Annotated in this window: 12 protein-coding genes and 1 pseudogene; 7 read left to right on the plus strand and 6 right to left on the minus strand. The window is 72.7% G+C overall.

Annotated features, from left to right (window positions below; translation table 11 throughout):
• The coding region (locus GSF22_RS22835; protein WP_244368250.1) for a choice-of-anchor A family protein at positions 1-1,039 on the minus strand (1,039 nt) is incomplete at its 3' end.
• Between the two features lie 192 nt (positions 1,040-1,231).
• Here GSF22_RS22835 and GSF22_RS22840 point away from each other — a divergent pair.
• Positions 1,232-2,533 (plus strand): NAD(P)/FAD-dependent oxidoreductase, encoded by a 1,302-nt coding sequence (locus GSF22_RS22840; RefSeq protein ID WP_208815784.1) that lies wholly within the window; start codon positions 1,232-1,234, stop codon positions 2,531-2,533.
• Positions 2,534-2,630: 97 nt separating this feature from the next.
• Here the strand turns inward: GSF22_RS22840 and GSF22_RS22845 are convergent, their stop codons facing one another.
• The 3 genes from GSF22_RS22845 to GSF22_RS22855 form a co-directional block, all read right to left on the minus strand.
• Entirely contained in the window at positions 2,631-3,713 is a 1,083-nt protein-coding gene (locus tag GSF22_RS22845) for an AI-2E family transporter (protein ID WP_244368252.1), read from the minus strand.
• Between the two features lie 115 nt (positions 3,714-3,828).
• Positions 3,829-4,620, minus strand: a complete 792-nt coding sequence (locus tag GSF22_RS22850) for a spermidine synthase (RefSeq protein ID WP_439957799.1) — start codon at positions 4,618-4,620, stop codon at positions 3,829-3,831.
• A gap of 91 nt (positions 4,621-4,711) precedes the next feature.
• Entirely contained in the window at positions 4,712-5,689 is a 978-nt protein-coding gene (locus tag GSF22_RS22855; RefSeq protein ID WP_208815786.1) for a DUF2267 domain-containing protein, read from the minus strand.
• Positions 5,690-5,934: 245 nt separating this feature from the next.
• Between GSF22_RS22855 and GSF22_RS22860 the strand changes: the two genes are divergently transcribed.
• Positions 5,935-6,264, plus strand: a complete 330-nt coding sequence (locus GSF22_RS22860; protein WP_244368254.1) for a hypothetical protein — start codon at positions 5,935-5,937, stop codon at positions 6,262-6,264.
• Between the two features lie 58 nt (positions 6,265-6,322).
• Here the strand turns inward: GSF22_RS22860 and GSF22_RS22865 are convergent, their stop codons facing one another.
• A complete protein-coding gene (locus GSF22_RS22865; RefSeq protein WP_244368256.1) occupies positions 6,323-6,658 on the minus strand; it encodes an STAS domain-containing protein in 336 nt (111 codons plus the stop codon).
• A 236-nt stretch (positions 6,659-6,894) separates the two neighbouring features.
• On the opposite strand from GSF22_RS22865, the gene GSF22_RS22870 reads away from it, so the two are divergent.
• The 5 genes from GSF22_RS22870 to GSF22_RS22890 all read left to right on the plus strand — a co-directional run bounded on the left by GSF22_RS22870 (position 6,895) and on the right by GSF22_RS22890 (position 11,415).
• Positions 6,895-8,616 (plus strand): PP2C family protein-serine/threonine phosphatase, encoded by a 1,722-nt coding sequence (locus GSF22_RS22870; protein WP_208815788.1) that lies wholly within the window; start codon positions 6,895-6,897, stop codon positions 8,614-8,616.
• 25 nt (positions 8,617-8,641) lie between these two features.
• A complete protein-coding gene (locus GSF22_RS22875) occupies positions 8,642-9,694 on the plus strand; it encodes a cobalamin B12-binding domain-containing protein (protein ID WP_208815789.1) in 1,053 nt (350 codons plus the stop codon).
• A gap of 92 nt (positions 9,695-9,786) precedes the next feature.
• Positions 9,787-10,137 (plus strand): STAS domain-containing protein, encoded by a 351-nt coding sequence (locus GSF22_RS22880; RefSeq protein ID WP_208815790.1) that lies wholly within the window; start codon positions 9,787-9,789, stop codon positions 10,135-10,137.
• 68 nt (positions 10,138-10,205) lie between these two features.
• On the plus strand, positions 10,206-10,652 hold the full coding sequence (locus GSF22_RS22885) for a response regulator (protein ID WP_208815791.1): 447 nt from the start codon (positions 10,206-10,208) through the stop codon (positions 10,650-10,652).
• 229 nt (positions 10,653-10,881) lie between these two features.
• Complete coding sequence (locus GSF22_RS22890; RefSeq protein WP_208815792.1) at positions 10,882-11,415, plus strand: ATPase; 534 nt, start codon at positions 10,882-10,884, stop codon at positions 11,413-11,415.
• Positions 11,416-11,445: 30 nt separating this feature from the next.
• Here the strand turns inward: GSF22_RS22890 and GSF22_RS22895 are convergent.
• Positions 11,446-11,937, minus strand: a pseudogene (locus GSF22_RS22895) (hypothetical protein); the annotation flags it as partial.

An 11,937-nucleotide genomic window follows, 5' to 3' on the forward strand; every position in this document is an offset into this window, starting at 1 on the left:
GTTGGACCGTCGGAGAGGCGGTGGGGGACGTCGTCGGATCGGCGTTCTGGCAGCTCAACGTGGTGGAAAACGGGAAGTCGTGCACCTCGCCGCCGTTGTGCGTGTAGGTGCTGGCGATGATGTTGCCCTCGGTGTTGCTGGCGCTCAGATCGGTGACCGTGGCGTTCGGGGCGTAGATGGTGCCCTCCAGCGTGGCCCCGTCCGGGGTGAGGGTCACCGACGTCGCGGTGGGGAAGTTGAACAGGATGTACCGGGCCTGCGGCCCGCCGATCCCGGCGAAGTTCGGCACCCGCCAGGCGAAGTTGTCACCCACGTCGCTGGTGTCCACGTTGACCAGCAGGGGGGTGTCGGCGGTGGGCGGCGTGGCGAAGGTCAGGATCGCGATGTTGGCCAGGTCCGTCGCACTGATGTTCAGCACGTTGGTCTGTCCGGGCGTCAGGCTGACCACCGCGTTGCTGCCCGGCGGGATGGGGCTGGGCAGGACATCCCCGTTCGGGGTGCGCAGGATGAGCGTGTTCAGGCAGGTGCCGAGTTCGGTCGAGGTGTTGCGGAAGGTGGCGAACGCGCCGGCGAAGTCGATCGGTGAGGCGGGGCCGACACTGCTGACCGGCTGCCGGGTCACCAGCTCGATCCGGGGAAAGGCGTCGTAGTCGTTCACCGGCAGGATCCGGGTGTTGACCAGGGCTCCGTTGTTGTCGGTGTTCCGGACGAAGGTGCCGGTCAGGTCGCCGATCTTGGCATAGCCGTTCTGCAGGATCTGCAACCGGGTGCCGGGTACGCTGCCGGCGAAGTCGACCCGGCCGCCGACCACCAGGGCCGTCGGATTGGTGTCGCCGGGGACGATGAATGAGCCGGCGGTGTTCAGGGCCAACTGGTAGTTGCCGAACCGCAGGTCGCCGCCGACCGCCAGGGTGCCCTCGTTCTCGCTGTTCAGCACCGTGGCGTCGCCCTCGGTCATCACCGTGAAGCCCAGGGTCGCCGCGACCGGGTCGATCGGCCCGACCGGAGCGGCGCCGGACTGCGCGGCCAGCACGGCCATGGCCGCGACCGTGCCGGCTGCTCCTGCAGACGCCAGCAGCCGCCATCTTCTGGTTCTCTGGTCCATATGTCTTATCCCCCGTTATAAGGCATTTGTGCCAAATGCACAACGAGGGGAGGTCATTCTGGAAACGGGGAAGCCGGCCGCTCCAGCCGGTACGTTTGTCCGGCCGTTGGCCGGGAAGCTGCGGGCATGACGAAACCACGTGTGGTGATCGTGGGGGCCGGGTTTGCCGGTTACCACGCGGCGAAGACCCTGGCCCGGGTCGCCCGGGACCGGGCCGAGATCGTGCTGCTCAACCCGACCGACTACTTCCTGTACCTGCCGCTGCTGCCGGAGGTGGCCGCCGGCGTACTGGAACCGAGCCGGCTGTCCGTGCCGTTGACCGGCACCCTCGACGGGGTACGGGTGGTGATCGGCGAGGCCGACCGGGTCGACCTGCACAACCGGTGGGTGCACTACACCCAGCCCGAGGGCGATCCCGGCCAGCTCGCCTACGACCGGCTGGTCCTCGCGGTCGGCAGCGTCAACAAACTGCTGCCCATCCCCGGGGTCACCGAGTACGCCCACGGCTTCCGGGGCCTGCCCGAGGCGCTCTACCTGCACGACCACATCGTCCGCCAGATCGAGCTGGCGCAGCTCACCCGCGACCCGGCGGAGCAGTCGGCCCGCTCGACGTTCGTCGTGGTCGGCGCCGGCTACACCGGTACCGAGGTGGCCGCCCACGGTCAGCTCTTCACCGACGCGCTGGCCGCCCAGCACCCGCACCTGGACATCCGGCCCCGGTGGATGCTGCTCGACGTGGCGCCCCGGGTGCTGCCCGAGCTGGACCAGCGGATGTCCCGGACCGCGCAACGGGTCCTCGACCGGCGCGGGGTGGACGTCCGGATGGGCACCTCGGTGGCCGAGGCCACCCCCGACGGGGTACGGCTGACCGACGGCGAGTACGTCCCCACCTGCACCCTGGTCTGGTGCGTCGGGGTACGCCCCGACCCGTTCGTCGCCGAGTTGGGCCTGCGGACCGAGAAGGGCCGGCTGGTCGTCGACGAGTACCTGAACGTGCCCGGTTTCCCCGAGGTGTACGCCTGCGGTGACGCCGCCGCCGTACCCGACCTGACCCGCCCCGGCCAGGTCTGCACGATGACCGCGCAGCACGCCCAGCGACAGGGGCGGCTCGTCGCGCACAACGTCGCCGCCTCCTACGGGCAGGGCCGACGCCGGCCGTACCGGCACCACGACCTCGGGTTCGTGGTGGATCTCGGGGGCCGGGACGCGGCGGCGAACCCGCTGAAGGTTTCCCTCTCCGGGCTGCCCGCGAAGGCGGTGACCCGGGGCTACCACCTGCTCGCCATGCCCGGTAACCGGGCCCGGGTGGGTGCCGACTGGATGCTCGACGCCACCCTGCCCCGCCCGGCGGTGCAACTCGGCCTGATCCCGGCGAACGCCGTACCGCTGGAGAGCACCTCGCCGGAGGTGCCGGCGTACCGGCGCTGACCGCCACGGCACGGGACGCCGGGGGAGGCACCCCCGGCGTCCCGTGCCGGTGTCGGTGTGGTCGGGCGGCGCCCGACCGCCGGCCGGTGCGCCCGGGTCAGTCGGCGGTCCCGGGCTCCGGGGTTCCGCCGTCGAGGGCCCGGACCCGCCGCCGTACCCCGAACTCGCGCAGCAGGATCTGGATGATCCCGGCCGCCGGGATGGCGAGCAGCGCACCGAGGATGCCCGCCAGGTCGGCGGCCAGCAGGATGCTCACCAGCACCGTCAACGGGTTCAGTTGGACCGTCCGGGACAGGATCAGGGGTTGCAGTACGTGGTTCTCCACCTGCTGGTAGACCACGAAGAAGACCAGCACCACGATGCCGGCCCGGGGTGAGTGCAGGAAGGCCGCGCCGGCCGCCGCGATCGCCCCGATGGTGGCCCCGACCAGCGGTACCAGGTCGGCGATGCCGACCAGCAGGGCGATCACCCCGGCGAACGGCACCCCCATGACCACCAGGACGACGAAGGTCAACCCGCCGCAGATCACGCTGATCAGCAGGTTCCCGCTGAGGTACCCGGTCACCGTGCGGGCCGACTCCCGCCCGATGCGGCGCAGCCGCTCACCGTGTCCGTCGTTGACCAGGCCGACCAGCCCCCGGGTCAGCCTCGGCGCCTGGAGCACCATCAGATACGCCAGCACCGCCACCGTGACCAGCCCGGCCACCGCGGTGAACGCCCCCCGGACCACACCCAACGTCGGTTCCCGGAGCCGGTCGCCGTACTGCCGGACCTGTTCCTGATGGGTCTCGGCGTACCGGAGCAGGCCGGTACGGTCCAGCAGCCGGCCCAGTGGTCCCCGTCCGGCGCGGGCCTCGTCCAGGATCGTCGGTAGCTGGTTGGTGAACCGGGCCACCTCGTCGACCAGGGGGACCACGATCACCGCGATCAGGGCGGCGAGCAGGCCGAACGCGGCCAGGAAGACCAACAGGGTGGCGACGGACCGGTTGCGGGCCAGCCGGCGCTGGGTCCAGTCCACCGCCGGGTTCAACGCCACCGCGAAGAAGACCGCGACGAGCAGCCAGACCAGGACCCGCCGGGTGGCGTACACCAGCAGCAGCCCCAGTGCGGTGGCGAGGACCAGACCGATGGTGATCGCCACGCGACGTGCGGTGGTCCGGTCGTCGGCCCGTCCCGTCATCCCGCGCGGCTACCCGGCCGCATCGCCGGGAAACCAGCGGGACCGGCCGGGAACCAGCCGGAGCGTCGGGAGGACCGGGGCCGCCGGTCAGCCCCTGCGGATTCCAGGTCGCCGGTCAGCCCTGCGGGTCCCGGGCCGGCCGGGCACCGGCGACGAACGTGGTCAGCTCCGCGCCGTGGCGTAGCCCACCCGGCTCCGGGTCACGGGCCAGCCGCGACGCGAGCCGCTCCAGGGGCAACCGGCCGGCCCGGTGGTACCCGGCCAGCACCAGGTTGCCGTACCGCCGCCCGCCGAGCATCCGACGGGCACCGATCAGGCACACCTCGGCGAAGACCTCCCGCAGGGTGGCCGCCTGGACCCGGGAGAAGACCAGCGGCGGCAGGTCGGTGAGGTTGACCAGGTAGACGCCGTCCGGGCGGAGCACCCGGGCCACCTCCCGGACGAACTCGACCGTGCCCACGTGCGCCGGCATCCGGGCCGCCTGGTAGACGTCGGCCACCACCAGGTCGAAGCCGTCCGCCGGTTCGGCGGCCACCGCCGCCCGGGCGTCGGCCACCCGTACCGCCACGGTGGCGGGCAGTGCGGGAAGCTCCCGGGCCACCAGTTCGACCACCGCCGGGTCCCGCTCCACCACCACCTGGGCCGAGTCCGGCCGGGTGGCCCCGAGATAGCGGGGCAGGGTCAGCGCGCCGCCGCCCAGGTGCAGGGCGCGCAGTGGTACGCCCGCCGGTGCGCTCACGTCGATGGTGGCCGCGATCCGACGGACGTACTCGAAATGCAGGTAGGTCGGGTCGGTCACGTCGACGTAGGACTGCGGCACCCCGTCGGCCAGCAGGATCCGGCCACCGGGTCGGGTCCGGTCCGGTACCAGTGTCAGTCCGTGCTCTGCCCGCCCCACCTGCGGCAGGCTAGCCGAACCGGTGCCGGTCGCCGGGCCCCCGACCCGGCGGCGGTCCGCGTGCCGGACCGGTGCCGGTCGCCGGGCCGGACCCGGCCGGTCAGCCGGCGATGCCGCCGGCGGCCTCCTCGACCAGGTCGTCCAACCGGTGGGCCAGTTCGATGTCGGCCCTGGTCACCGTGTCCGCCGTCCGGCTGCGCACGGTGAGTACGGCGGTCGAACCGGTCGGTCGGCTCACCGTCGGCCCCCGCCCCGTCCGCTGCCGCAACTGCGCGACCTGGTCCAGCACCCGGTCCAGGTTCGCCGGGGGCAGCTCGATGGTCCGGGACAGCGCCCGGGTGTCGCCCGACCAGTACGGCAACTCGGCCAGTTCCTCCCGGATCTCACCGTCGGTGAGTCCGGCGGTCCGTCCGGTCGGCGCCACCAGGCCGCCGCCCGGTTCGGTCGTCCCGAGCAGTCCGCGCAGGTCGGCGGGGATCTCCAGCTCGTCGACCAGGTCGGGGTCCTGCTCCGCCAGGGCGGCCAGGGTCGCCTCCGCCTGGTACCGCGCCTGCTCGGGGGTCCGGCCGCTGATCCGGGCCACCTCGGACAGGAAGCCCGGCAGGTCGGGGCGGCGGCTGATGGTGGCCAGCGGTACGTCGTCGTGCAGTTCGGTGGGTACCGCGTCCAGCAGCCGGGCCTGGTCGGCCTCGTCCAGGGCGCGGGCCAGGGCCAGCACCGTCGCCTCCGCGGCGGCCCGCGCCTGGTCGAAGTCCAGTCCGGCCCGGCGACCCACGTCCCCGACCAGGTCCTGGTAGCCGACCGTGGTCACCTGCGGTCCGGCGGCCAGGTCGGGGTGCGGCCGGGGCCAGGTCCGCTCGGCGGGCGCCGCCGGGGGCGGTGCCGGGCCACCGCGGCTGCTCTGCGGCTTGTGCTGTCCGGCTGCCGGCGGACCGTCCCGTTTTGTCCGGTCCAGGTGCTCCAGTTGCTTCGACGCGCCCAGGGTGGCACCGGTCTCGCTGGGGCGCCGGCCCCGCTCCCGGGCCTGCCGGGCCAGGGCACGGCGGCGCTTGTTGTCACCCTCCATCTGCTTACGCATGTCCACCTCTCTCCGCTGGGTTCCCCGCCCGCCTTCCCGGTGCCCCAGGGGCGAAACGACGGTCCCCGGTCGCGCGCCGGTCGGCTGCCGTCGTCCGCCGACTCGTCCGCCGTCTCGTCCGCTGGTGTACCGGGAAGGGCCGCCGGATGATTCATCTCACCGGGGTGAGGGACCCTCACCCCCCGGGCGGCGAGCATCGAGCTGGACCGAAAGACTTCCGCGGCAACGGGAGGGCAGGTCACGCCATGAAGAGGATCGTCGACATCGTTCCGGCTCGACCCGGCTGGTACGCCCGCTGGCAGCTCACCCCAGGTGCCACCCGGTGCTACCCGGTGACGTTGTGGGCCCTGGTGGAGGACACCGACGCGGCCAACCGGGAGGTCATCGGGGTCGACGCGATCGGGCAGTGGCCCGGTGCGGACGACAACGAGGCCGGTGTGGAGTTCGTCCGGTACCTCTTCCAGGCTCCCGAGGCCGGCGAGCCGGACGACATCGACCAGCCCACCGACCGTGCCGAGGCCGCCGTACCAGCAACTGCGCCGCCGGCACCGCAACGGCAACCCGCACCCGCCTGACGGTGGTACGCCGAACCGGAGCAGGCCGAGGAGATCGTCACCCCGCCCGGCGGCCCGGTCAGGCCGGGACGGCCGAACCGTCGGAGTCGCCCTCCGGCGGGCGGGCCAGCAGACCGGCCACTCCGGTGATGTCGAGGATGGTGGCGAGGAACTTCGGCGTGTTGCGCAGGTGGAGGGCGGTGCCGCTGTCGTGGCCACTGCGCCAGGTGTGCACGATGATCGACAGACCGGTGCTGTCGATGAACGAGAGCCCACCGAAATCGAGGACGATGGTGCCCGGCCGTTGGTCGAGGAGGTTCTGCAACTCGGTGCGCAACGGCGCGATGGTGGTGAAGTCCAGGTCACCGGAGACGACGACCACCGGGCACCCGGCGTCGCTCCGGTCGACCGTCATCTTCAGCGGAGTGGCCTCCAGTTTCCTCCGATGAAGCACGACGACCATGCCCTTCCGAAACGCGCTGACCCTGGCAGCAGCAGACCCTAACGCACCCGGTACGAACCTGCTGGCCGAGCCCGACCCGCGAACGTGCCCGGATGGCAGGTTCGGGGATCCGGCGTAGGGTGGTCGAAAGCGGGACCACACCGGGTCCACGCCCGCCGGGGGACCGAGAAGGAGTGGGGGCACAGCTGGTGACTGCCACCCACGTCCGGGACTGGGATCCCGGCGACGGGCGGATCTCCACGTCGAATCCCGGCCGGGTGCCGACGCGGTCCGTCGGTTCCGGTGGTCCGTCCACGGACGCCGGGGCGGTCCCCCCACGCACCCACCTTGCGGCCGGGGTCTTCCCGCCCGACTGGTCCGAGATCGTCGCACACTTCCGGGAAGGTCTGCTGGTCTGCGCCCCGGACGGCGTGGTACAGCACGTCAGCCCCGGGGCGGCGCGTCTGCTGCCCACCGTCCGTCCCGGTGACGCCCTCACCGCCTCCGCCGTACCCGAGCTGGCCGCGATGGCGACCACGGGGGAGCGGGACGGCGACCTGACCCACGCCGGCCGTCGGTTGCGGGTACGGCGGGTGCCGCTGGGTGACGGCGGCAGCGGGTGGTACGTCGAGGACGTCACCGAGGCCGTCGAGCGGGCGGACGCGCTGCTCGCCGAGCAGTCCCGGTCGGCCTTCCTGGCGCGGGTCGGCGAGAAGCTGGGCAATCCCCTGCACCCGGACCGGGCGGCGGCGGCGGCCACCCGGCTCGCCGTGCCGACCCTCGCCGACGTGGCGGTGCTGGTCCTCGCGCCCCGCGCGGGTCGGGCCGGCTGGTTCCGGGCGGTCCGGGACGGTGCCGGTCCCGCCGTGGTCGACCGGGGGGTCCTCGCCGTCGGCGGGCTGCCGCCCGCGATCGAGCAGGCTCTCTCCGGTGCCGAGCCGCACACCGTCGACTGGCTGGTCGAGCAGGCGGCCGGGGCGGGCTGGCTGCCCGGTCCCGCCGAACCGGACCGCATCGCCCGGGTCGTGCCGGTACCCGGCGCGGCAGCCCCGGTCGGCGCGCTGCTGGTGACCCGGTCGGCGGACCGGCCCTTCGACGAGGGGGAGGAGGCGCTGCTGCGGGCCTTCGCCGCCCGCGCCGGGGCGGCGCTCACCACCGCCGTGCTGTACCGCGAGCAGACCCGGGTGGCGGACACCCTCCAGGCCAGCCTGGTACCGGTCGAGCCGGTGGCGACCCCGGGTCTGCGCTGGGGTACCGCCTACCGGCCGGCCCAGGCCGGACTGCGGATCGGCGGTGACTTCTACGGCACCCACGTCCTGGCCGACGGTGGGGTGCTGTTCTTCCTCGGTGACGTCTCCGGCAAGGGGGTGGAGGCGGCGGTCTTCACCGGGCAGCTCCGGCAGTGCCTCCAGGCGCTGCGCCGGGTCGAGCATGATCCGGCACGACTGCTGGGGCTGCTCAACGACGCGCTGCTGGAGACCACCCAGGCACACGGGCAGGGGCGGTTCGCCACCATGGTGGTCGGCGTCGCCCGGTCGACCCCGGACGGCGGTGCCGCGTTGACCCTCGCCGGGGGTGGTCATCTCCCGCCGCTGGTCCTGCGGGCCTCGGGGGAGGTGGAGACCGTGCCACTGCGGGGCATGCTGATCGGGGTGGTGCCGGATCCGCGGATCGGTCGGGTCGATCTGCGGTTGGCCCCGGGGGAGACGTGCCTGCTCTACAGCGACGGGGTGACCGAGGCCCGGGGTGGTCCCCTGGGCGGCGAGATGTACGGTGCCGAGCGGTTGGTCGAGGCGCTGACCGGCTGCCACCGGATGCCGGCGGCGGCTCTCGCGGAACGGGTGGAGCAGTTGGCCTGTGACTGGCTGACCGACGGCGACCACGACGACATCGCGGCCCTCACGGTACGGGCCGACGGCGGCGCCGGTTAGCGACGACCTCTAGGAGACCGCCCCAGTGGCATCGACCGACACCGCGACCAGTCATCTGGTGGCCGCCTTCCCCCGTTTCCTCGACTGTCTCGCCGAGGCGGACGAGTACGCGGCGGTCGACGTCGCCCTCGGCCTGCTCGCCGCCGGGGTCACCGCGGAGCGGATCCTGCTGGAGTTGGTGGCGCCCGCCCAGGCACAGGTGGGGCAGTGGTGGGCGAGCAACGAGTGGAGCGTCGCGCAGGAGCACGCCGCCACGCACATCAGTGAACGGGTGGTGGCGGCGGTCTCGTCGTACGCCAGCCCACGCCCGGTGCGTGGTCGGATCGTGGTGGCCTGCATGGACGGTGAGTGGCACGCCCTGCCGCCCCGACTGGTCGCCGAGGTGCTCCGGTTACGGGGCTGGCATGTCACCTTCCTCGGTGCCAGTGTGCCGGCTGCGCACCTGGTGTCGTACCTGCACCGGCACGACGTGCACGCGGTGGCCCTGGCCTGCGCGATCTCGATGCGACTGCCGCAGGCACACCGGATGATCGAGGCCTGCCAGCGGGCGGACGTGCCGGTGCTGGTCGGCGGACGGGGGTTCGGGGTCGACGGTCGGTGGGCCCGACGCCTGGGGGCCAGTTGGGCGCCGGACGGCCCGACGGCGGCGTCGCTGCTGGCGGACGAGTGGTCGTTGGCCCGTCCACCCGAGCCGGACCTGGCCCACCTGACCGACGACGAGTATCCCGCGCTCTGCCGCCGTCGGGCCGAGCTGATCGAGAGCGGGCTGGCCGACCTGCGGGAGCGGGTCCCGGCGGTCGGGGCGTACACGCCGGCGCAGGTCGACTCGACCACCGCCGACCTGGGGTACATTGTGGACTTCCTGGCCGCTGCGCTGTATGTGGACGACGCGGGTCTCTTCACCGAGTTCGTCGACTGGCTGGTGGGGATCCTGGCCGGTCGCGGGGTGCCCTCGGCCGCGGTGGTACGCACCCTGGAGCACTTCGCGGGGCTGCTCCGGGACTTCCCCCGGGCGGGGCGGTTCCTGGCCGAGGGGCGGGCGGTGGCCGAGGCGCCCGCCGCCCTGTCGGGCGGCTGAGCCGGGCCGGCCAGTGGTGGTCCATCCAGCGGTCCGCCCTATACTTGCTGCACTGCAAGCATCTGCGTGCGGTGTGAGTGAGAGGGACTGCCGTGACCTTCACCGTCTCGTACGTGCTGCGTGACGCGGTTGCCTGCCTCCGGCTGGAGGGTGAACTCGACATGGCCGCGGCACCCGAACTCAACGCCGCGATCGACCGGCTGCACGCCGACGGGCGGTTCCGGTTACTGGCTGATCTGGCTGGCCTCACCTTCTGTGACTCCAGTGGGCTCGCCGCGTTCGTCCGGGGTGACAACCAGAGCGCCGCAGCCGGGGGCTGGTTGCGGTTCACCGGGGCGCACGGGCGGGTACTGCGGGTGTTGGAGATCAGCGGACTCGCCGAGGTTCTCCGGTACGACGGGGATCCGGACATGTCCGCCCCCACCGCGCCCGGCGACCGCTGATCGGTTACTTTCTCCGGGATCGGGTGGCCGTCCGGGGGTTCTCCCACCAACGACAGAGGCAGGTAGTCATGGGTGCAGGTACGCCGAGCCCGGTTCGCATCCTGGTGGTGGACGACGATCCCGGCGACGTGCTGATGATCGAGGAGGCGTTGGAGGACTCGGACGTCGACAAGGTCATCGACGTGGTCGGCGACGGCCAGGAGGCGATGGAGTTCCTGCGGCAGGAGGGGCGGCACACGGAGGCCCGTCGGCCCGACGTCATCCTGCTGGACCTGAACATGCCCCGGATGGACGGCCGCCAGGTCCTCGGTGAGGTCAAGAGCGACCCCGACCTGCGGACCATTCCGATCGTCGTACTGACCACGTCGAACGCGGACACCGACATCGTGGGCAGTTACACCCTCCAGGCCAACGCCTACGTCACGAAGCCGATCGACCTCGACGACTTCAACGACGTGGTACGCCGGATCGACGAGTTCTTCGGTCGGGTCGTGGTCCTGCCCAAGCGGGCCTGACCGGGTCCGTCCGGCCGGTTCGGTCCGGTTGGCGTCGGCCCGCCTGGCCGGTCGGCGACGGGCCGCGCGGGATCCCGGTTCGTTGTCGGCAGGTGGTGCGGGGCCTGGTGTCCGGGAAGGCCGACCCTGCGGATGACGAACATTTCTCTCAAACCGCCCCCGGTTGTCGGCGTGCTGGCGAGGATTCCAGGTGGGAAGGGAAACTACCGGCTGCCTGGGGGGCGAAAGCATGCGGTTTTCCGTGGTGGGGATCGGTTACGACCAGCACCAGGTTGATTCGTGCCTGGACGACCTCGACGCCCGGTTGGCCCGGTTGGCCGACCGGGCGCGGGCCGGCGCGGCGGACCCGACACAGCTGGACCTGATCCGGCAGGAGGCCGACCGGCTGCGTGACCTGTTGGGTACCGGCTCGGAGGCGGCGCGCCCCCAGGCGCTCGACGACGCCGAGGCGGAGGCGGAGGCGATCCGGGCCCGGGCGCGCACCGAGCTGATGACCGCCCAGGAGGAGGCCCGGCAGTTGCGCGAGCAGGTCTACGCCGAAGCGGTGCAGGCCCGCCGGGACTTCGAGGCGGCGCTGCATGCCCGGCGGCAGCGGGAGGCCCGGGTGGACGAGGTGCTCCGCGCGGTCCGGCTGGTGCCGGTGGACACCCCGACGGCGGCGGCCGGCGCGGCCGGTGGTGTACCGGCGACCCGGGGCGCGGCGACCCGCAGCGGGCGCCTCCCCGAGGAACCGGCGGACCGGAACTCCAGCCGGATGCGGTGAGCCCGCCCCCGGGAGCGGCCGGCGGGCCGGTCAGGTCAGCGCGCCGACCACCGTGCTGGCCCGCTCCTCGTGCTGGGCGTAGGCGTCGGGGAAGGCGGAGACCTGGACGGCCTGGGCGGCACCCGCGACGCTCATGTCCTGCCAGCCGACGATCTCCAGGAGGGCCAGGTAGAACTGCCGGGCCGCGTACGCGGGGCGCATCAGGTCCTCGACAGCGCCCCAGCCGCTGCTCGGCCGTTGCTGGAACAGGCCGACCGAGTCGTGGTCCGCACCGCTTCCCTGGTGCGGGTGGTCGAACGACTCCGGTACGTAGTCGTTCGCCAGGTTGTAGAGGTTGCTCTCCTGCATCGCGGTCGCGATCGCGACGATCAGGCCGCGCCGGGGCAGGTCGAGCCCGCGACCGACGTCGACGATCACCTTGGCGTTGTCCATCTGGGCCTGGGTGAGACCGGCGACCGGTTTCGGTCGGGCCGGTCGGGCCGGCTTGCGGGGTGCCCTGTCTCTTATACCCATCTGACGCGG

Origin of the sequence: Micromonospora echinofusca, assembly GCF_017614955.1 — a bacterium.
GTDB lineage: Bacteria > Actinomycetota > Actinomycetes > Mycobacteriales > Micromonosporaceae > Micromonospora > Micromonospora echinofusca_A.

Bases quoted from the DNA above. Each gene is read 5' to 3' on its own strand.
- GSF22_RS22865 (WP_244368256.1), bottom strand. From the start codon at position 6,658: ATGACGGTCGACCGGAGCGACGCCGGGTGCCCGGTGGTCGTCGTCTCC.
- GSF22_RS22840 (WP_208815784.1), top strand. From the start codon at position 1,232: ATGACGAAACCACGTGTGGTGATCGTGGGGGCCGGGTTTGCCGGTTAC.
- GSF22_RS22860 (WP_244368254.1), top strand. From the start codon at position 5,935: ATGAAGAGGATCGTCGACATCGTTCCGGCTCGACCCGGCTGGTACGCC.
- GSF22_RS22885 (WP_208815791.1), top strand. From the start codon at position 10,206: ATGGGTGCAGGTACGCCGAGCCCGGTTCGCATCCTGGTGGTGGACGAC.
- GSF22_RS22845 (WP_244368252.1), bottom strand. From the start codon at position 3,713: ATGACGGGACGGGCCGACGACCGGACCACCGCACGTCGCGTGGCGATC.
- GSF22_RS22855 (WP_208815786.1), bottom strand. From the start codon at position 5,689: ATGCGTAAGCAGATGGAGGGTGACAACAAGCGCCGCCGTGCCCTGGCC.
- GSF22_RS22890 (WP_208815792.1), top strand. From the start codon at position 10,882: ATGCGGTTTTCCGTGGTGGGGATCGGTTACGACCAGCACCAGGTTGAT.